Origin of the sequence: Pseudomonas sp. Rh2 (assembly GCF_040762985.1) — a bacterium.
GTDB lineage: Bacteria > Pseudomonadota > Gammaproteobacteria > Pseudomonadales > Pseudomonadaceae > Aquipseudomonas > Aquipseudomonas taiwanensis.
Genome location: NZ_CP142890.1, coordinates 857677 through 877406, shown reverse-complemented (window position 1 = coordinate 877406; position 19730 = coordinate 857677). Strand labels below are relative to the sequence as shown.

General features: G+C 62.2%; 13 protein-coding genes. 8 read left to right on the top strand and 5 right to left on the bottom strand.

Annotated elements, in window-relative coordinates; genetic code table 11:
- Positions 1–21 precede the first annotated feature (21 nt).
- From secB to VXM67_RS03965, 3 genes are read right to left on the bottom strand one after another with little or no spacing between them, the layout of a single operon-like run.
- Positions 22–501 carry a protein-export chaperone SecB gene (gene secB / locus VXM67_RS03975; protein ID WP_027907926.1) on the bottom strand — a complete coding sequence of 160 codons (480 nt, stop codon included), beginning with the start codon at positions 499–501 and terminating at the stop codon, positions 22–24.
- 39 nt (positions 502–540) lie between these two features.
- The gene (grxC, locus tag VXM67_RS03970; protein ID WP_023378271.1) at positions 541–795 is read right to left on the bottom strand and encodes a glutaredoxin 3; all 255 of its coding nucleotides are present in this window, start codon (positions 793–795) and stop codon (positions 541–543) included.
- A 1-nt stretch (position 796) separates the two neighbouring features.
- Complete coding sequence (locus tag VXM67_RS03965) at positions 797–1210, bottom strand: rhodanese-like domain-containing protein (protein ID WP_023378270.1); 414 nt, start codon at positions 1208–1210, stop codon at positions 797–799.
- 205 nt (positions 1211–1415) lie between these two features.
- Here VXM67_RS03965 and gpmI point away from each other — a divergent pair, with 205 nt between their 5' ends.
- From gpmI to VXM67_RS03945, 4 genes are all read left to right on the top strand, one after another.
- Positions 1416–2951, top strand: coding sequence for a 2,3-bisphosphoglycerate-independent phosphoglycerate mutase (gpmI, locus tag VXM67_RS03960; protein WP_023378269.1), 1536 nt, complete (start codon positions 1416–1418; stop codon positions 2949–2951).
- A 140-nt stretch (positions 2952–3091) separates the two neighbouring features.
- Positions 3092–4384: a murein hydrolase activator EnvC gene (locus VXM67_RS03955; RefSeq protein WP_027907925.1), complete on the top strand. Its 1293-nt coding sequence runs from the start codon at positions 3092–3094 to the stop codon at positions 4382–4384.
- A gap of 81 nt (positions 4385–4465) precedes the next feature.
- Complete coding sequence (locus VXM67_RS03950; RefSeq protein ID WP_023378266.1) at positions 4466–5782, top strand: S41 family peptidase; 1317 nt, start codon at positions 4466–4468, stop codon at positions 5780–5782.
- An 8-nt stretch (positions 5783–5790) separates the two neighbouring features.
- Positions 5791–6558: a divergent polysaccharide deacetylase family protein gene (locus tag VXM67_RS03945; protein ID WP_023378265.1), complete on the top strand. Its 768-nt coding sequence runs from the start codon at positions 5791–5793 to the stop codon at positions 6556–6558.
- A gap of 4 nt (positions 6559–6562) precedes the next feature.
- Here VXM67_RS03945 and VXM67_RS03940 read toward each other — a convergent pair whose 3' ends face one another.
- Entirely contained in the window at positions 6563–11236 is a 4674-nt protein-coding gene (locus tag VXM67_RS03940) for a hypothetical protein (RefSeq protein ID WP_367237507.1), read from the bottom strand.
- Between the two features lie 119 nt (positions 11237–11355).
- Positions 11356–13302: a BCCT family transporter gene (locus VXM67_RS03935; RefSeq protein WP_244880978.1), complete on the bottom strand. Its 1947-nt coding sequence runs from the start codon at positions 13300–13302 to the stop codon at positions 11356–11358.
- Positions 13303–13836: 534 nt separating this feature from the next.
- Here VXM67_RS03935 and betI point away from each other — a divergent pair.
- From betI to VXM67_RS03915, 4 genes are all read left to right on the top strand, one after another.
- A complete protein-coding gene (gene betI, locus VXM67_RS03930; RefSeq protein ID WP_023378262.1) occupies positions 13837–14493 on the top strand; it encodes a transcriptional regulator BetI in 657 nt (218 codons plus the stop codon).
- A gap of 38 nt (positions 14494–14531) precedes the next feature.
- A complete protein-coding gene (gene betB, locus VXM67_RS03925; RefSeq protein ID WP_023378261.1) occupies positions 14532–16004 on the top strand; it encodes a betaine-aldehyde dehydrogenase in 1473 nt (490 codons plus the stop codon).
- A gap of 77 nt (positions 16005–16081) precedes the next feature.
- A complete protein-coding gene (gene betA, locus VXM67_RS03920; protein WP_023378260.1) occupies positions 16082–17779 on the top strand; it encodes a choline dehydrogenase in 1698 nt (565 codons plus the stop codon).
- Between the two features lie 203 nt (positions 17780–17982).
- The gene (locus VXM67_RS03915; protein WP_027907923.1) at positions 17983–19725 is read left to right on the top strand and encodes a potassium/proton antiporter; all 1743 of its coding nucleotides are present in this window, start codon (positions 17983–17985) and stop codon (positions 19723–19725) included.
- The last annotated feature ends 5 nt before the right edge of the window (positions 19726–19730 follow it).

Sequence of the window (19730 nt, the reverse complement as noted above, 5' to 3'; positions counted from 1 at the left end):
CGCCTTTTTCGTGGGCAGCGATTACTGCACGGTCACTTCACCGGCTTCCTGCATACGCTGCATTTCTTGAGCGTACAGGGCGTCGAAGTTGACCGGCGACAGCATCAGCGCCGGGAACGAACCGCGGGTGACCAGGCTGTCCAGGGTCTCACGGGCATAAGGGAACAGGATGTTCGGGCAGAAAGCGCCCAGGGTGTGGCTCATGGACGCCGCATCCAGGTTCTTGATCAGGAAGATGCCGGCCTGCTGGACTTCAGCGATGAAGGCCACTTCTTCGCCGTTCTTCACGGTAACCGACAGGGTCAGCACCACTTCGTGGAAGTCGCCTTCCAGTGCCTTCTGCTTGGTGTTCAGGTCCAGGGCAACACTCGGCTCCCACTGCTGGCGGAAGATCTGCGGGCTTTTCGGGGCCTCGAACGACAGGTCACGCACATAGATGCGCTGCATGGAGAACTGAGGGCTGTTGTCTTCTGCTGCGCCGTTGGTCTGTTGGTCAGTCATGGCAGATCCTTATCCTAATGTTTTTGAATGCAATGCAAATCAGGCCGCCAGCAGCGCGTCGAGCTTGCCGGCACGCTCCAGGGCGTAGAGGTCATCGCATCCACCGACGTGGGTGCTGCCGATCCAGATCTGCGGCACCGAAGTACGGCCGGCCTTCTGGCTCATCTCGGCGCGTACCTGCGGCTTGCCGTCGACCTTGATTTCCTCGAACTCCACGCCTTTGCTCTCGAGCAGGTACTTGGCGCGCATGCAGTAGGGGCAGTAGTCGCTGGAATAGACGATGACGGGCTTCATATCACTTCACCAGGGGCAGGTTATCGGCTTTCCAGCTGGAAACGCCACCGCTGAGCTTGGCGGCTGTGTAACCAGCTTTGAGCAACTCGCGGCAGATGGTGCCGGACTGTTGGCCCATTGCATCGACGACGATCAGGGTCTTGGCCTTGTGCTTTTCCAGCTCGGTCATGCGGTTGACCAGTTTGTCCTGGGGGATGTTCAGCGCGCCGACGATGTGACCGGTGGAGTATTCCTTGGCCGGACGAATGTCGATGACCAGACCTTTTTCGGCGTTGACCAGTGCGGTCAACTGGCCGTTGCTCAGGCTCTGCCCGCCACGACGGATTTCGTTGACCAACAGGGCGACCAGCAAGACAACGAAGATCGCCACCAGGATGTAGTGGTTTGTCGCAAATTGAATCAGGTTAGCAACCATCTGGGGTGTTCCACGCGATTGAAAATGCCGGCCAGTATACACAGCCGCTTATGACCACCAAAGCCCGACGGGCCGGCGGCGAAGGCACTTTCATCCCGCACCATCGCCGCGCCGGTCGGGCAACGGGACGATTATTCGCCGTTGATGGCGCATTTGCCCTAAAATGCGTGTCTTTATCATCTTTGAACAACCGTGAGTTTGATTGATGACGAGCACGCCCAAACCCCTGGTCCTGATCATCCTGGATGGCTTCGGTCATAGCGAAAGCCCCGAATACAATGCCATCTATGCCGCCAACACCCCGGTCTACGACCGCCTGCGCGCCAGTCAGCCGCATGGTCTGATTTCCGGTTCCGGGATGGACGTCGGCCTGCCGGACGGGCAGATGGGCAACTCCGAAGTCGGTCACATGAACCTCGGCGCTGGCCGTGTCGTGTACCAGGACTTCACCCGCGTCACCAAAGCCATCCGCGACGGCGAGTTCTTCGAAAACCCCGTACTCACTGGCGCCGTGGACAAGGCTGCCGGTGCCGGCAAGGCGGTGCACATCCTCGGCCTGCTCTCCGACGGCGGCGTGCACAGCCACCAGGACCACCTGATCGCCATGGCCGAACTGGCCGCTCGACGTGGCGCTGAAAAAATCTACCTGCATGCCTTCCTGGACGGCCGTGACACTCCGCCGCGTAGCGCGCAGACCTCCATCGAGCTGCTCGACGCCACTTTCGCCAAGCTCGGCAAGGGCCGTATCGCCAGCCTGATCGGCCGCTACTACGCGATGGACCGTGACAACCGCTGGGACCGCGTCAGCGCCGCCTACAACCTGATCGTCGACAGCGTTGCCGAGTACACCGCAGACAGCGCCGTTGCTGGCCTGGAAGCCGCCTACGCCCGTGACGAAAGCGACGAGTTCGTCAAGGCCACGCGTATCGGCGAAGCGGTCAAGGTCGAAGATGGCGATGCCGTGATCTTCATGAACTTCCGTGCCGACCGCGCCCGCGAGCTGTCCCGGGTGTTCGTGGAGCCGGACTTCAACGAATTCCCTCGCGCCCGCCTGCCGAAACTGGCCGCCTACATCGGCCTGACGCAGTACTCGGCCAAAATCCCGGCACCCGCCGCCTTCGCCCCGGCCAGCCTGAACAACGTACTGGGCGAGTATCTGGCGAAACAGGGCAAGACCCAGCTGCGCATCGCCGAGACCGAGAAATACGCCCATGTGACCTTCTTCTTCTCGGGCGGCCGCGAAGAGCCGTTCGAAGGCGAAGAACGCATCCTGATTCCTTCGCCGAAGGTCGCCACCTACGACCTGCAACCGGAGATGAGCGCCCCCGAGGTCACCGACCGTATCGTCGAAGCCATCGAGCAGCAGCGCTATGACGTGATCGTGGTCAACTACGCGAACGGCGACATGGTCGGTCACACCGGCGTGTTCGAAGCAGCGGTCAAGGCGGTCGAGGCACTGGACGGCTGTGTCGGGCGCATTGTCGAGGCTCTGGATAAAGTCGGCGGCGAGGCGCTGATCACCGCCGACCACGGCAACGTCGAGCAAATGGAAGACGAGTGCACAGGCCAGGCGCACACCGCCCACACCACCGAGCCGGTACCGTTCATCTATGTCGGCAAGCGCAACGTCAAGGTCCGCGAAGGCGGCGTCCTGGCTGACGTGGCGCCGACCATGCTGAAGCTGCTTGGGCTGGAAAAGCCGGTGGAGATGACCGGCACCTCGATTCTGGTCGATGCCTGATCGACACCCAGGGGCTGCTTTGCGGCCCCCTGGCACATGAATTCCAGACAAACGCCTCTCTGCACCGGCAGTGAGGCGTTTTTTTTGCAGGCTTGCGCGGGCATACTAGGCCAGTCTCCATCCTTGGTACGCCCAACCTCATGCTTCGCGCCCTGATCCTCCTCGCCCTGTCTTGCCTGCTCAGCCCGGCCTTCGCCGACGAGCGCGCACAGACCCAGCAACAACTGGACGCCACCCGCCAGGACATCGCCGAGCTCAAGAAGATGCTGGGCAAGCTCCAGGAAGAAAAATCAGGCGTGCAAAAAGACCTCAAGAGCACCGAGACCGACATCGGCAACCTCGAAAAGCAGGTGGAGGCTCTGCAGCAAGAACTAAAAAAGACCGAGGGCGAGCTGGAGCGCCTTGATACCGAGAAAAAAAAACTCCAGAGCGCCCGCACTGAACAACAGCGACTGATTGCCATCCAGGCCCGTTCGGCCTACCAGAACGGTCGCGAGGAGTACCTCAAGCTGCTGCTCAACCAGCAGAACCCGGAGAAGTTCGCGCGCACCCTTACCTACTACGACTACCTGAGCAAGGCACGCATGGAGCAACTGCGCGCCTTCAACGAAACCCTGCGCCAACTGGCCAATGTCGAACAGGACATCGCTCGCCAGCAGGAACAATTGCTCACCCAGCGCGCCGACCTCGATACCCAGCGCCAGGCCCTGGAGGCTGAGCGCAGCAAGCGTCAGCAAGTGCTGGCCAAGCTCAACAGCGACATGAAGGACCGCGACCAGAAACTACAGGCCCGCGAGCAGGACCAGGCCGACCTGGCCAAGGTGCTCAAGACCATCGAGGAAACCTTGGCTCGCCAGGCCCGCGAGGCCGAGGAGGCGCGCAAGAAAGCCCTGCTGGCCCAGCAGGAAGCGGAAAAGCGCCGTCAGCAGGAGGCCCTGGCCGCCGCCCGCGAGCGCGACGATGCCGAGCCTGCGAAAAAGGCCCGCACCACCCTGGGCCCGATGGTGTCCAGCGATGGCGCAAGCTATGGCGGTGCATTTTCCGCCGCACGGGGAAAACTTCCATGGCCGGTCAATGGTCGATTGCTTGCACGCTTCGGCGATGCCCGAGGCAGCGATGCCCGGGCCAAGTGGGACGGCGTGATGATCAGCGCCAGCCCCGGCACCCAGGTCCGCGCCGTGCATGGCGGGCGCGTGGTGTTCGCCGACTGGTTGCGTGGCGCCGGACTTCTGGTCATTCTGGACCATGGCAATGGTTATCTGAGCTTGTACGGCCACAATCAAAGCCTGCTCAAGAGCGCCGGCGACATCGTCAAGGCCGGCGAGGCCATTTCCACCGTGGGTGACAGCGGTGGGCAGGACAGCGCAGGTTTGTACTTCGCCATCCGTCAGCAGGGTCGTCCTACCGACCCAGCCCAGTGGTGCCGAGGCTAGTTCACTTTTTTACGGCGCGGTGCCCGGCACCGCACCGATGCTCCCGCAGGGAGCGCCTACAGGATCAGGAGTTCGTTCGACATGCTGCACTCCCCACGTCTCACCCAGCTGGCCCTGACCATCGCCCTGGTGGTCGGCGCGCCCCTGGCCATCGCTGCCGAGCCGGCCAAGCCAGCCTCGGTACCGGCCACCGAAGTGACGGCCAAGGCGCCGTTGCCGCTGGAGGAGCTGCGTACCTTTGCCGAGGTCATGGACCGTATCAAGGCCGCATACGTCGAACCCGTGGACGACAAGACCCTGCTGGAGAACGCCATCAAGGGTATGCTAAGCAACCTCGACCCACACTCGGCCTACCTGGGCCCGGAAGACTTCCAGGAGCTGCAGGAAAGCACCAGCGGCGAATTCGGCGGCCTGGGCATCGAAGTCGGCCAGGAAGACGGTTTCATCAAGGTGGTCTCGCCCATCGACGACACCCCGGCCTCGCGCGCAGGCGTCCAGGCTGGCGACTTGATCGTGAAGATCAACGGCGCACCGACTCGCGGCCAGACCATGACCGAAGCCGTGGACAAGATGCGCGGTAAGGTTGGCGAAAAGATCACCCTGACCCTGGTTCGCGATGGCGGCAACCCATTCGATGTGACCCTCACCCGCGCGGTGATCCAGGTCAAGAGCGTGAAGAGCCAGCTGCTGGAAAACGATTACGGCTACATCCGTATCACCCAGTTCCAGGTCAAGACCGGCGACGAAGTGGGCAAGGCCCTGGCCAAGCTGCGCAAGGACAACGGCAAGAAACTGCGCGGCGTGGTGCTGGACCTGCGCAACAACCCAGGCGGCGTGCTGCAGTCTGCCGTGGAGGTGGCCGACCACTTCCTGACCAAGGGCCTGATCGTCTACACCAAGGGCCGCATCGCCAACTCCGAGCTGCGCTTCTCCGCCGACCCGGCCGACGCCAGCGAAGGCGTGCCGTTGGTGGTACTGATCAACGGCGGCAGCGCCTCGGCCTCGGAGATCGTCGCCGGTGCCCTTCAGGACCAGAAACGCGCCGTGCTGATGGGTACCGACAGTTTCGGCAAGGGCTCGGTGCAGACCGTATTGCCGCTGGCCAACGACCGTGCCTTGAAGCTCACCACCGCACTGTACTTCACCCCCAATGGCCGCTCGATCCAAGCCCAGGGTATCGTGCCGGACATCGAAGTGCGCCCGGCCAAGCTCACCGCAGAGGTCGACAATGACAACTTCAAGGAAGCCGACCTGCAAGGCCACCTGGGCAACGGTAACGGTGGCGCCGACCGTCCGACCGGTAGCGGCAAGCGCAAGGAGCGCCCGCAGGACAATGACTTCCAACTGAGCCAGGCGCTGAGCCTGCTCAAAGGTTTGAACATCACCTCGGGTAAATGATGCCCCCCATGCGGTACCTGTTGTTCTCACTGCTATGGCTGTTGGCCGGGGTCGCGCAAGCGGCACCGGCCGGCAAGGCCTACATCAGCATCATCATTGACGACCTAGGCCAGAGCAGCGAGCGCGACAGCCGCACCCTCGCCCTGCCCGGCCCGATCACCCTGGCCGTGATGCCCGATACGCCCCATGCCACCGACTTCGCCCGCCAGGCCCATAAGGCAGGCAAGACCGTCATCCTGCACATGCCCATGGATCCGGCCACCGGCCCCTATGCCTGGCACCCCGGCACCCCGTTGCCGGAACTGGCCAGTCGACTGGATGCAGCCCTGGCCAAAGTGCCCTATGCCGCCGGTCTCAACAACCACATGGGCAGCCGCATGACCGCCCAACGCGAGCCCATGACCTGGCTGATGGGCGAGCTGCAACGGCGCCATCTGTTCTTCGTCGACAGCCGCACCAGCGCCGCCACCGTGGCCGCAGCCGAGGCGCAGGCCCAGGACGTCGCGCATGTCTCGCGGGATGTGTTCCTGGATGACGTACGCACCGTGGAGGCGATCGAGGGACAGCTGCACCAGGCTGTCGCCTTGGCGCAGCGCCAAGGCTCGGCCGTGGTGATCGGGCATCCTTACCCACAGACCCTGCAAGTGCTCGAGCGCGAGCTGCCTCGCCTGAAGTCTGAAGGTGTTGTCCTGATTGGACTGCGCCAGATGATAAGCGTACGAAGCAACCAGGCCATGCCTGCCCATGGCAAGCATGGCCGCTACAGCAACCGCTGAGGCTTCAATCGAACGGGATGATGCCCTCGGCTTGCTCGAGGGTCAGCCTGCCACGATGGACCCGACGCCCCATCTGCGCGGCCTCCTGGCTACTCACGCGCCGCTGAGCCCAGGTTTTGAGGTGGCCTCGGGTGAAATCCCGCGCCGGCGAGTCCGCAGATCGCATGTGAAAATGCGCCACCCACAACGGCCTGCCAGACGCAGCGCCCGCCTGGGTGCGCATAATCTTGTACTCATCGAATGCACTGTCATTGCGCATGACCTGTCGCGGGCCCATGTACTGCACTCTCAGCAGCTGCTGAGAATGCAGGAAGCGAAGCGCCTCGGCGGTTGGATAACGCGTTTCGGTGTAGAGTTTGATCAGCTTCAGGTTCTTTTCCGCGCGCAGCTCGTCGGAGGCAGCCTCCAATGCCTTGATCAAACTGGTGCTAGCACCTTGCCTGGTCAACCAGTCCACCTCACGGCCTAGCTTATCGACTTGTTCATCGAACAGTTGCGCCAGCCGCGTTCCCTTGATGTCGCTTTTGACATATTCATCAGCCTTGCGCGAGAGCTGAGCATTTTCATCCAACAAGCGCTGCACGCGCATCGCCGAATCCGTCTCTTGCACCACCGGCTCGGCAGAGACTGGCTCTGAGTCGCGCTCTTGCCAACGGTCATTCACCCGGTCGAAACGGGCCAGCAGCGTATCGCTGAATGGCTCCCGCACCTCCAGGACGTCCTGTCCGTTCTCCGAGATCACAGTGCCGATGAGTATCTGCCCCTTCCCGTTACGCACCACCCGTTGAGAGTTGGTGGTAGCCAGATAAGCTTTACGTTGGCTTGCCACGACGCCTTTCTCGGCCTCCTCGACGGCGTCCACCAGCCGTCGTCCTGCATCTGCCTTGAGTTTTTCCAGTTCGGTCCGGTAGCGGTCAAGCATCACGCCCCTGACCAAGGCACCACCTTCCCTGCCGATGCGCGCGCTGTTGAGCAGCGCCTCGGAGTAGCCATCCCAGGCATCCTGGAGAATGGTTATGCGGTCATCGACCGGCAGATTGGCGAAATCAAGCTCACCATGGGCACCGGCCACATTACGCAACTCATGCCCGGCCAATTCTTTCCGGTAACCACGCAAGATGTGCTGATCATTCACAGACCCCAGATTCAGCGCCAGGTCGGCCAGATTCAGGACATGGTGAAAGCGAAACTGCACCGTACTGAACTTTCGCTTGGGAATGAGTGAACCAGCGGTTCGAGTGACGGCTTCCATGCCGATGCTTATGACCAGATCGGCAGGAGCCTCGACCAGCAACACGTCGAGGTCCTCATAGGCGCTCAGAATACGATTCTGGACTGCCGCGACACGCTTGAGCTTGTCGAGATAGGCCAGGTACTGTTCTTGTACCTGCACCAGCGGCTGCCCTTCGACTGCCGCTTTGAGCGCCAACAACTCGGTGTAGTCAGCAAGGCTCCACAGTTCGTTGAGGATGAAGTCGCTGTAATAGATGAGGCTGCTCAGGACATTGTCCCTGTGTTGCTGGATCGCACTATCGAGTGCCTGGCTGCGGCTGTTGGAATACTTCGGTTCAAGCATGGCGTCGAGCTTGACCTTGATCTGCTTGTCTTTTTGCACGGCCACCTCAAGGTGAGGAACCGATTCATGGCGCTTGCTGAGCAGTTGCGCTTGCCATTGAGCGATCCGAGCGTCGTAGTGCTCGATGACAGCCTCGGTCGACTTGCGTTGGTCGGCTGAGCCTCCAGCCTCGAGCGTGGCCTGCGCACCTTGGCGAAGCGCCTTGAGCTTGTCGATCTTCTCCAGCAGTTCGGTGATGTCCAGACTGATCTGGCTGAAGGCACTGATCGCGACCTTGCCTTGACTATCGAGCGCTTCGACCGAGTGCCTGAGCGCTTCGAATTGAGCGGCAAGGTTCTTGCCCAAGCGACTGTTCTTCATGCCTCCGGCAAGGCGCAGCGTGCTATCCACTCGCCAGCCGCCATCCACATGGACTAACCAGGGCCCGTAACCGCCCTTGCCGTCGATTACCCGCACGCCCTGCGCCGTCACCTCCACAGGGTAGGCGTCTGCGCTCATGACGGCATAGAACTGCCCGTCGACAAGGTGCAGGCCCGCGGCACCTCCGCTGGCCTGCAGGCTGGAGGAATCGAACGCCACGCCCGAGCGCATGGCGCGCAACGCCTGGCGCTGAGTAGGTGGCAGCCAGTTGAAACCATGGTTGCCCCGCCAGGTGAAGTCCAGCTGGCGGTCGGGCAGCGCCCCCAGTGCACCGACCATCGCTACCGGCCCTTCTGAGGGCACCAGGGAAATCTCGCGAAACGCACCGCTCTGCGCGGCCAGCCCTTCAAGAGCCAATGCGTCAGGGATTTGCCCAAAACCTTCAGGCAAAGCGCCGGGTTGGCGTGCATGCAACAGGACCATTCCCAGATTCAGCAACAAATCGACCACGGCGGCAGACCGGTCGAAGTCACCTTCCTGTTCAAGGGCAAGCAAATCGTGATCGAGGGACGTTAGCAGTTGCACCATCCACGTCACGCTGGCCACAGGCCCGCGCAACACCAGCGTGACCACATCGAACAGCAGCCAAGCGCCTTGTGAAAGCGTTTCCCAGCGGCGCTCGGCATTGGAGGTGGACTGCTGGTCGGCCAGCTCTACCAGCAAATCACGGTTCGCGTCGTAAAGCTTGTTGTCCAGACTGGTATTCCAGAACACCGGCTGAAGGACTGGCGGAGCCGGTCGCTCGGGCAAGCTGGAAGGGTCCAGGCCGATGCTGGCGACATGCGGCTCGATGAAACCGCCGTTGTCGTAGATATGGCGAACCTGCGGCTGCAACCAGTCGAGTACGCTCGCTTGCAATCGCACGGACGTTTGCACGTGTTCCAGCAACTTCTCGAAGCTTGCATACTCACGCAGTGTGTCCTGCCTGTACAACGGACGATACAGCAGCACCCGCGTGGGCTCGGCGCAGAACAACACGTACATGCCACGCACCGTGTCATCGTGGCGGGACTGGGGCTGGCGCCTGAAGGTCAGTGGCATCAGGGTAATTCGTGGTGCGTCCGGATCGTCATGACCATTGCAGAAGTTGACGACACACTGCAGGCCAGTATCGGTGATCTTACCGTCCAGCTTGCCTTGCAGGGCGCTGAACCGCAGGGCATTGCGCCATTCCCGGCCAAACCGTTGGACACGCCGGTCCCGCTGCAGCGGATCATCCAGCACTTGCGCTACATAGCGAGGATAGGTGCCGCCGATGTCGACGCGCTCGACCAGTCGCCTGGCCGCTTCGGCGTTCAGCCACGCGGGTACTGTGGCCCCCTGTGCATGACGGATACGTATTACCGAGGCGTCCTTGAGCGAGCCAAGCTTGCCGATGGCATATTCGGTCAAGGTCTTTTCGCCCGCCCAGGCAAGAGGCTCGCCCCCACCGGCTCCTGTGGCCGATCCTCCGGGGATACCCGACGCGATGTAGAATTCAAGGAGCAGTTCATCCGGCGACATGGCATCGCCATGCTCCTTGAGCATTTGCTCGCTCAGTCGTTGGTGGGTGTAGTCGTGCAAGCTCATGACGCCATCCAGGGCAGCCACGCCTTCGGCATCCAAGTGGTCCACAGCGAGCTGCAGCAACGCATTGCGGTATTGGAACGTGTCATTGGCTGCGCTTGTCAGCAGCCCCGGTGGCGGTTTGACCGCAGGCGTGTCGTCCAGGTAGCTGATGAACCACTGCGCCGGGTCGCTCAGCTGGGCGAACAGCTGTTCCAGCGCCGGCACATCGGCCAAGCGCCCGTAGCGCACCCTTTGGACCCGTTCGAACATCTGCTCCAGCAACTGCACCACTTGTTGCGCCGCGACATTGCCCTCCACCCTGTATCGCTGCCAGCTCATGGCATCGAAGCTGTAGCGCTGCGCCAGTTCATTGCGCAGGGCCACGGCAAACGCCTTCATCGAGGCGAAACTGCTCACCTGCCCAGAAGGCGCGCACCATAGGATGACCTCCCGCTCATCCCACTCGCCGGTGACCAGCAGATGACCCAAGGTTTCGTTCACGCTACGCGAGCCTGTGGATAACTCGACCTGCACGAAGCTCACGTCAGGCTGATCGCCACCACCGCGAATCAGCCCTCGTATGCACGCCTGCTCCTGGGCATCCAGGCCTTGCAATGGCAACCCACGCAATAGCGCGGTCTTCAACAGCAACTGCATCCAGCTGTCTCGGCTGCTTGCACCACTGCCGACACCGTTCCAATAGTCGAGCTGAGCCTGGCAGAAATGTTGCGGCAATCGCTCGATCAGCTCGTCGAGCGCCGGGCCTAGGTCCGGCAACTGGCGGGTGTCGTACGCGCTGCTGGAACCGGCGAAGCGATAAGGTGCGATCAGCCCGAGGTTATGATGGCGCCCATCAAGCGGTTGCAGGTCGATGGACTGGGTCTGGAGCATGGCCTGCAGAACGCGCTCGACCAACGGTTGGGTGTTCCAGTACGGGGTCGATGGGTCTGGACTGTCCAACGTCAATGGGTCGGCGGACGACAATGCAGGCTGTACGGATGCCAGCCACGGCAGCTCGGCAAGCAGCAGTTTGAGCAGTTGTTCGCTCGCGACCTGGCGCAGCGTCGGGCGATCGCCGAACTGCCGGGCAGCGGCGCGTTGAAAGTCGAATGTCGGGGTGTCGAAACTGGGCATGCCCTTGGCCTCCTGGTGAGTGGACCGGAAGCCTTGCGCGCAGGGTCGCGCCTGCGGTGCTACTTATTGCAAGCACCGACAAAAAGCCCTGCTATTGCAGCAGGGCTTTTTCATACGCATCAGCTGTAGACGCGTCCCAGCAATTGCCGATGGCTCTCGAACTGATCGAGCACATCACGCACGATCTGATCAGGCGCGAAGCCCATCAGGTCGTACTCCTGACTGCCATCGTGCAGGTAGACCTCGGCACGGTAGAAGCGTTGGCGCACTTGCGGTTCGCCCTCCACGGGGGCCTCGCTCGGCGCGGCCAGGTAGCCATCCAGGCTCACTTCATAGACGAACGGGTTGCCCTCTTCCATCATCACCCGCAGACCCATCATGTTGCGCGACTGGCCTACACGGGTTTCCACGTCGAAGCCAAGGCTCTGCAGCTGTGTGGCCGCCTCTTTCAGCGCCGGGCTGACCTGCTTGTCCATGAAGCGCTGAACCACCGCTTGGGTCGGCTGCAGATCCAGCTGAGTCAAGCGCTCGCTGAAACCGCGACGGCCGCGGGCTGCCAGCTCGGCGCGCTCGTTTTCAACCGCAACGTCCTGCTTCATGGCCTTGTACAGGCCGAACATGAACAGCACCAGCACCACCGAGAATGGCAGGCCTGCCAGAACCACCATGGTCTGCATGGCCTCGAAGTTACCCGCGAACAGCAGACCGATGGTTACCAGGGTGATGACCACCGACCAGAACACCACCATCCAGTGCGGGGCGTCTTCATCGACCTTGCCGCCTTTGCACGACAGGTTGGCCATCATCACCGCGCCGGAGTCGGCTGGGGTGAGGAACAGCACGAAGCCAACGAACACCGCCACACCGATCACGATCTTGGCCGCAGGGAAGTATTCCAGCAGCTGGTAGATCGACATCGACGGCTGTTCCAGCGCGGTCTTGCCCAATTCCACGGCACCCTGGTTGATCACCAGGTCCAGCGCAGTGTTGCCGAAGATCGACAGCCAGGCCAGGGTGAAGCCCAGTGGAATCAACAGTACACCGCTGACCAGCTGACGCACGGTACGGCCCTTGGAAATACGGGCGATGAACATGCCGACGAATGGACCCCAGGAAATCCACCAGGCCCAGTAGAACACGGTCCACAGGCCCAACCAGCGCTCGGACTTGCCCGCTTCGCCTTCATAGACGTACAGGTCGAACGTCTTCAGCACGATGCCATTGAGGTAGTCGCCAATGTTTTGCACGAAGCCATTGAGCAGGTGCAGGGTCTGGCCACCCAGCAGAACGAAGATCAGCAGGCCGCTGAACAGCATGATGTTCAGGTTCGACAGGCGGCGGATACCGTTCTCGACACCCGATACCGCAGCGACGGTAGCAACGCCGGCCATCACCAGGATCACCATCAGCAGGTTGGTCTGGCTGTGTTGCATGCCGAACAGGTACTCCAGGCCCGACGATACCTGCATCGCGCCGATACCCAGGTTGGTCACCAGACCCAGCAGGGTGACGAACATCCCGAAGATGTCCACGGCATTGCCGGCAGCGCCCTTGACCCAACGCTCACCGACCAGCGGGAACAGTGCCGAGCGCAATGCCAGCGGCTGGTTGTGACGGTAGGCGAAGTAACCCACGGCCAGGCCGACCAGCGCATAGATCGCCCAGCCATGCAGGCCCCAGTGCAGGAAGGTCAGCTGCAAGCCCTGGCGCGCGGCTTCGAGACTGGCTGGCGTACCTTCCGGCGGGTTGAAGTAGTGGTCCAGCGGCTCGGAAGCGCCGAAGTACAGCAGCGAAATGCCGATACCCGAAGAGAACAGCATGCCGGCCCAGGCGCCGTAGCTGAAGTCGGGCTGATCGTCCTTGCCACCGAGCTTGAGTTTTCCGAAATCGGAGAAAGCCAGGTAAACGACGAACAGCAGGTAACCGCAGATCACCAGCATGTAGTACCAACCGAAGGTACGGGTGAGCCATTTCTGGGCTACGCCCAGTACTTGGCCGGCGGTTTCGGGTACAGCGATCAGCAAGGCAGTCAGAACAAGGACCAACAGCGCGGAGGTGTAGAACACCACGCGATTGACCCGCACCCTCTCGGCGGGGGGTTTGGTAAGGGAGGCAGAACTCATTGCACGAATGCTCCGGGCAGTGCGGCTGTGGAGGCTAATCAGTCTTTTCCCGCGCAATTGGTGCAATAGCCCCACTGCGTCAGGTGTTATAAAAGCACCCTGGAAACCGTGATCCCGAATCGAAACGTTGCAAAAAACCAGACAGGTGGTCCGTGTCCGACTGTGCACTCACCCTGAAAGTGCGCGCATTGGTCACAGAGCACACCGCCCGCTCCAAGGGCCTGCCGCAGGTCGTCGACCGTCTGCCAGAATCTGTCTTTCGCTTCGCTCTAGCCCGTCAACGCCTTGTATTCCGGGGGTTACACGATTTCCTGGGGTGTCGATTCGTGCCTTCTCGACCGTGTGAAATACTGTCAATGGCACAAATTGTCGCAGAGCTTATTCTTTATTGATTGAACGTTCAATCAAAACAAAATAGACTGGCCTTCGCCGAGTCAGCCGCCCGTCGTCTGCTCGCAGGCCTGAGGAGATAGCAAGATGCCCAAGGTCGGTATGCAACCCATCCGCCGCCAGCAGTTGATCGAAGCCACGTTACAGGCGGTCGATCAGGTCGGCCTGGGGGACGCCAGCATTGCGCTGATTGCCCGTTTGGCCGGGGTGTCGAACGGCATCATCAGTCACTACTTTCGGGACAAGAACGGCCTGATCGCAGCGACGATGGGTTACATCATGAGCATGCTCAACGAAGGCGTGAGGGCGCGTCGCCAGTCACTGACCGACGACAGCCCGCGAGCCCACCTGAAAGTGATCATCGAGGGCAACTTCGATGCCAGCCAGGTGAACGGCCCGGCGATGAAAACCTGGTTGGCCTTTTGGGCTTCCAGCATGCACCAGCCCGATTTGCACAGGTTGCAGCGGATCAATGACCACCGCTTGTACTCCAACCTGTGCTGCCAGTTCCGCCGCGCCCTGCCGCTCTACCATGCGCGCAAGGCAGCCCGCGGCCTGGCGGCCCTGATCGACGGCTTGTGGCTGCGTGGAGCACTGTCGGGTGACGCATTCGACACCGATCAGGCGATACGGATTGCTTACGAATACATGGATCTACAACTGGCTAAACAGCACACCCTGGGCACTGACGACCAGGCCGCTGAACAACCGCGCACGGCACTTGCCAACCCGGCAGGAGCGTGACGCGAAAGCCAACCACACACTGCACTTGCGAGGACACTATGGCCCGTTTCGGAACGCAAAAACTCTACATTGATGGTGGTTATGTCGACGCCGGCAGCGATGCCACTTTCGAAGCCATCAACCCGGCCACTGGCGAAGTCCTCGCCTACGTACAGCGCGCTACCCAGGCTGACGTCGAAAAAGCCGTGGAAAGCGCCGAGCGCGGCCAGAAAGTCTGGGCTGCCATGACCGCCATGCAGCGCTCGCGCATCCTGCGCCGCGCCGTCGACATCCTGCGCGAGCGCAACGACGAACTGGCCATGCTGGAAACCCTGGACACCGGCAAGTCGTACTCCGAAACCCGCTACGTCGATATCGTCACCGGCGCCGACGTCCTGGAGTACTACGCTGGCCTGGTACCGGCCATCGAAGGCGAGCAGATTCCGCTGCGTGAATCCTCCTTCGTCTATACCCGCCGCGAGCCACTGGGCGTAACCGTCGGTATCGGCGCCTGGAACTACCCGATCCAGATCGCCCTGTGGAAATCCGCGCCAGCCCTGGCTGCCGGCAACGCGATGATCTTCAAGCCTTCGGAAGTCACTTCGCTGACCACGCTGAAACTGGCCGAGATCTACACCGAAGCCGGCCTGCCGGATGGCGTATTCAACGTCCTGACCGGTAGCGGCCGTGAAGTCGGCACCTGGCTGACCGAGCACCCACGCATCGAGAAAGTCTCCTTCACCGGCGGCACCACCACCGGCAAGAAGGTCATGGCCAGCGCCTCCAGCTCCTCGCTGAAGGAAGTGACCATGGAACTGGGCGGCAAGTCGCCGCTGATCATCTGCGCCGACGCCGACCTGGACAAGGCCGCCGACATCGCCATGATGGCCAACTTCTACAGCTCGGGCCAGGTGTGCACCAACGGCACCCGCGTGTTCATCCCAGCCGAACTCAAGGCAGCCTTCGAAGCCAAGATCGTCGAGCGCGTGGCCCGTATCCGTGCTGGCAACCCAGAAGACGAAAACACCAACTTCGGTCCGCTGGTCAGCTTCCCGCACATGGAGAGCGTCCTGGGCTACATCGCCAAGGGCAAGGAAGAAGGTGCCCGCGTTCTGTGCGGCGGTGAGCGTCTGACCCAAGGCGACTTCGCCAAGGGCGCCTTCGTGGCCCCGACCGTCTTCACCGACTGCACCGACGACATGACCATCGTCAAGGAAGAAATCTTCGGCCCGGTGATGAGCATCCTCACCTACGAGACCGAAGAAGAAGTCATCCGCCGCGCCAACGACACCGAATACGGCCTGGCCGCTGGCGTGTGCACCAACGACATCAGCCGCGCCCACCGCATCATCCACAAGCTCGAAGCCGGTATCTGCTGGATCAACGCCTGGGGTGAATCGCCGGCGGAAATGCCGGTCGGTGGCTACAAGCAGTCGGGCGTCGGCCGTGAGAACGGCGTCAGCTCGCTGGCTCAATACACTCGCATCAAGTCGGTCCAGGTCGAGCTGGGCGGCTACAACTCGGTTTTCTGAACCCTGTCTAGCCACGCCCGTGCCAATGAGCACGGGCGTTTCCGCTCCCTGATCACCGCCAACACGAGGGTACTTCCATGTCCCAAGAATTCGATTACATCATCGTCGGTGCCGGCTCGGCCGGTAACACCCTGGCCGCCCGCCTGACCGAAGACGCCGGCGTCACCGTACTGCTGCTGGAAGCCGGTGGCCCCGACTACCGCTTCGACTTCCGCACCCAGATGCCAGCCGCCTTGGCCTTCCCACTGCAGGGCCGCCGCTACAACTGGGCCTACGAGACCGATCCAGAGCCGCACATGGATGGCCGCCGCATGGAATGTGGTCGTGGCAAGGGCCTGGGTGGCTCCTCGCTGATCAACGGCATGTGCTACATCCGCGGTAACGCCATGGACTTCGACGGCTGGGCAGAACTGCCAGGCCTGGAAGACTGGACCTACCTGGACTGCCTGCCGTACTTCCGCAAGGCAGAAACTCGCGACATCGGCCCGAACGACTACCACGGCGGCGAAGGCCCGGTCAGCGTCACCACGCCCAAGGCCGGCAACAACCCGCTGTTCCACGCCATGGTCGAAGCCGGTGTGCAAGCTGGCTACCCACGCACCGAAGACCTCAACGGCTACCAGCAGGAAGGCTTCGGTCCGATGGACCGTACCGTGACCAAGAAAGGCCGCCGTTCGAGCACCGCCCGAGGCTACCTGGACCAGGCCAAGAAGCGTCCGAACCTGACCATCGTCACCCATGCCCTGACCGACCGCGTGCTGTTCGACGGCAAGCGCGCCATCGGCGTGACTTACCTGGTCGGCGACAGCGAAGAGCGCGTCGAAGCCCGCGCCCGCAAGGAAGTCATCGTCAGCTCCGGCGCCATCGCCTCGCCACAGCTGCTGCAGCGCTCCGGCGTGGGCCCGCGCGCCCTGCTGGAAAGCCTCGACATCCCGGTCGTGCACGACCTGCCTGGCGTTGGCGAGAACCTGCAGGACCACCTCGAGTTGTACCTGCAGTACGCCTGCACCCAGCCAGTCTCGCTGTACCCGTCGCTGCTGTGGTGGAACCAGCCGGCCATCGGCGCCGAATGGATGTTCAACGGCACCGGTATCGGCGCCAGCAACCAGTTCGAGGCGGGCGGTTTCATCCGTACTCGCCCTGAGTTCAAGTGGCCGAACATTCAGTACCACTTCCTGCCGGTCGCGATTAACTACAACGGTTCCAACGGGGTCAAGGAGCACGGCTTCCAGGCACACATGGGCTCCATGCGTTCGCCTAGCCGTGGCCGCATCAAGCTCAAGTCCAAAGACCCACGCCAGCACCCAAGCATCCTGTTCAACTACATGGCCACCGAGCAGGACTGGCAGGAATTCCGTGACGGTATCCGCCTGACCCGCGAGATCATGGCCCAGCCGGCACTCGACCCGTACCGTGGCCGCGAGATCAGCCCGGGCGCGCACGTGCAGACGGACGAAGAACTGGACAAGTTCATCCGCGAGCACGCCGAAACCGCCTTCCACCCGTCCTGCTCGTGCAAGATGGGCACCGACGACATGGCGGTGGTCGATGGCGAAGGCCGAGTGCATGGCATGCAAGGCCTGCGTGTGGTCGATGCGTCGATCATGCCGATCATCATCACCGGCAACCTCAACGCCACCACGATCATGATCGCCGAGAAGATCTCGGACAAGATCCGTGGCCGCAAGCCACTGCCGCGCAGCACCGCCAAGTACTACGTGGCCAATGGTGCACCGGTGAAGGGCAAGCCGATGCGCGAGGTGAAGCAGGCATGAACCTGCCCCGGCCTCTTCGCGGGTGAACCCGCGAAAGAGCCCACCCCTGCAACACCAGAAAAGGCACCCTGCGCGGTGCCTTTTTTTCATCTGCGGAAACGCTTTACAGCCTGCTAATTCATCAGGTTAGAATCAGTTGGCACGCGACCTGCTAGTTCATTCTCGCAAGTCCCTTCTCTCGCGATGTCCCGGAGTACCTGCCTTTGGATGCAAGCACCATCAACAGCCTGTTCCTGATCGGCGCATTGCTGGTGGGCGCAAGTATTCTGGTCAGCTCGCTATCTTCGCGCCTGGGCATCCCCATCCTGGTCATCATCCTCGCCGTCGGCATGGTCGCGGGCGTGGACGGTGGCGGCATCATCTTCAACAACTACCCGACCGCCTACCTGGTGGGTAACCTGGCATTGGCCGTGATCCTGCTCGATGGCGGCCTGCGTACACGGGTGGCGAGCTTCCGCGTAGCCCTGTGGCCGGCCCTGTCGCTGGCCACCGTCGGCGTGCTGATCACCACCGGCCTGACGGGCATGGTCGCTGCCTGGCTGTTCGACCTGAACCTGATCCAGGGCCTGCTGATCGGCGCCATCGTTGGCTCCACAGACGCCGCGGCGGTGTTCTCGCTGCTGGGCGGCAAGGGCCTGAACGAGCGGGTGACGGCGACGCTGGAGATCGAGTCGGGCAGCAACGACCCCATGGCGGTGTTTCTCACCGTCACCCTGATCGACATGATCGCCAGCGGCCAGACTGGCCTGCACTGGAGCCTGCTGACCCACCTGATCCGCGAGTTCGGTATCGGTGGCCTGCTGGGCCTGGGCGGTGGCTGGCTGATGCTGCAACTGGTCAACCGCATCAACCTGGCCGGTGGCCTGTACCCGATCCTCGTGGTGGCAGGCGGCCTGGTGGTGTTCTCGCTGACCAACGCCCTGCATGGCAGCGGCTTCCTCGCCGTCTACCTGTGCGGCCTGGTGCTGGGCAACAAACCCATTCGCAGCCGCCACGGCATTCTGCACATGCTCGACGGCATGGCCTGGCTGGCGCAGATCGGCATGTTCCTGGTCCTGGGCCTGCTGGTAACCCCTCATGACCTGCTCCCCATCGCCCTGCCTGCACTTGGCCTTGCGCTGTGGATGATCCTGGTGGCCCGCCCGCTTTCGGTAGTGGCCAGCCTGCTGCCATTCAAGGCCTTCCATGGCCGCGAGAAGGCCTTCATCTCGTGGGTCGGCCTGCGCGGCGCGGTACCCATCATCCTGGCGGTGTTTCCGCTCATGGCGGGCTTGCCGGACGCCCAGCTGTTCTTCAACCTGGCCTTCTTCATCGTCCTGGTGTCGCTGCTGGTCCAAGGCACCAGCCTGCCGTGGATGGCCAAGCTGCTCAAGGTCACCGTACCGCCAGACCCTGCGCCGATTTCCCGCTCCGCACTGGAGGTGCACCTCACCAGCGAGTGGGAGTTGTTCGTCTATCGCCTGGGCGCCGAGAAATGGTGCATCGGCGCCGCCCTGCGTGAGCTGAAGATGCCCGAAGGCACGCGCATCGCCGCATTGTTCAGGGGCGAGCAGTTGCTGCACCCCTCCGGGAGCACCGTGCTGGAAGTCGGCGACATGCTCTGCGTGATTGGCCATGAACATAACCTTCCAGCCCTGGGCAAATTGTTCAGCCAGGCGCCGCAGCGCGGCCTCGACCTGCGCTTCTTCGGCGACTTCGTCCTCGAAGGCGATGCCGAACTGGGTGCGGTGGCGGCGCTTTACGGCCTGAAACTCGATGGTCTCGACGCAAAAATGCCACTGGCGCAGTTCATCCGACAGAAGGTCGGAGGCGCTCCAGTAGTAGGCGACCAGGTCGAATGGCATGGCACCATCTGGACCGTCGCGACCATGGACGGGAACAATGTCCAGAAAGTCGGCGTCAGATTCCCCGAAGGAACCCGACCCGGCCCGGGCTTGTTCCTCTAAACTCC

What these genes read in the sequence shown, in the direction of transcription:
- VXM67_RS03950 (WP_023378266.1), top strand. Translation starts at nt 4,466, where the DNA reads ATGCTGCACTCCCCACGTCTCACCCAGCTGGCCCTGACCATCGCCCTG.
- grxC (WP_023378271.1), bottom strand. Translation starts at nt 795, where the DNA reads ATGAAGCCCGTCATCGTCTATTCCAGCGACTACTGCCCCTACTGCATG.
- betA (WP_023378260.1), top strand. Translation starts at nt 16,082, where the DNA reads ATGTCCCAAGAATTCGATTACATCATCGTCGGTGCCGGCTCGGCCGGT.
- secB (WP_027907926.1), bottom strand. Translation starts at nt 501, where the DNA reads ATGACTGACCAACAGACCAACGGCGCAGCAGAAGACAACAGCCCTCAG.
- betB (WP_023378261.1), top strand. Translation starts at nt 14,532, where the DNA reads ATGGCCCGTTTCGGAACGCAAAAACTCTACATTGATGGTGGTTATGTC.
- betI (WP_023378262.1), top strand. Translation starts at nt 13,837, where the DNA reads ATGCCCAAGGTCGGTATGCAACCCATCCGCCGCCAGCAGTTGATCGAA.
- gpmI (WP_023378269.1), top strand. Translation starts at nt 1,416, where the DNA reads ATGACGAGCACGCCCAAACCCCTGGTCCTGATCATCCTGGATGGCTTC.
- VXM67_RS03945 (WP_023378265.1), top strand. Translation starts at nt 5,791, where the DNA reads ATGCGGTACCTGTTGTTCTCACTGCTATGGCTGTTGGCCGGGGTCGCG.
- VXM67_RS03955 (WP_027907925.1), top strand. Translation starts at nt 3,092, where the DNA reads ATGCTTCGCGCCCTGATCCTCCTCGCCCTGTCTTGCCTGCTCAGCCCG.
- VXM67_RS03965 (WP_023378270.1), bottom strand. Translation starts at nt 1,210, where the DNA reads ATGGTTGCTAACCTGATTCAATTTGCGACAAACCACTACATCCTGGTG.
- VXM67_RS03940 (WP_367237507.1), bottom strand. Translation starts at nt 11,236, where the DNA reads ATGCCCAGTTTCGACACCCCGACATTCGACTTTCAACGCGCCGCTGCC.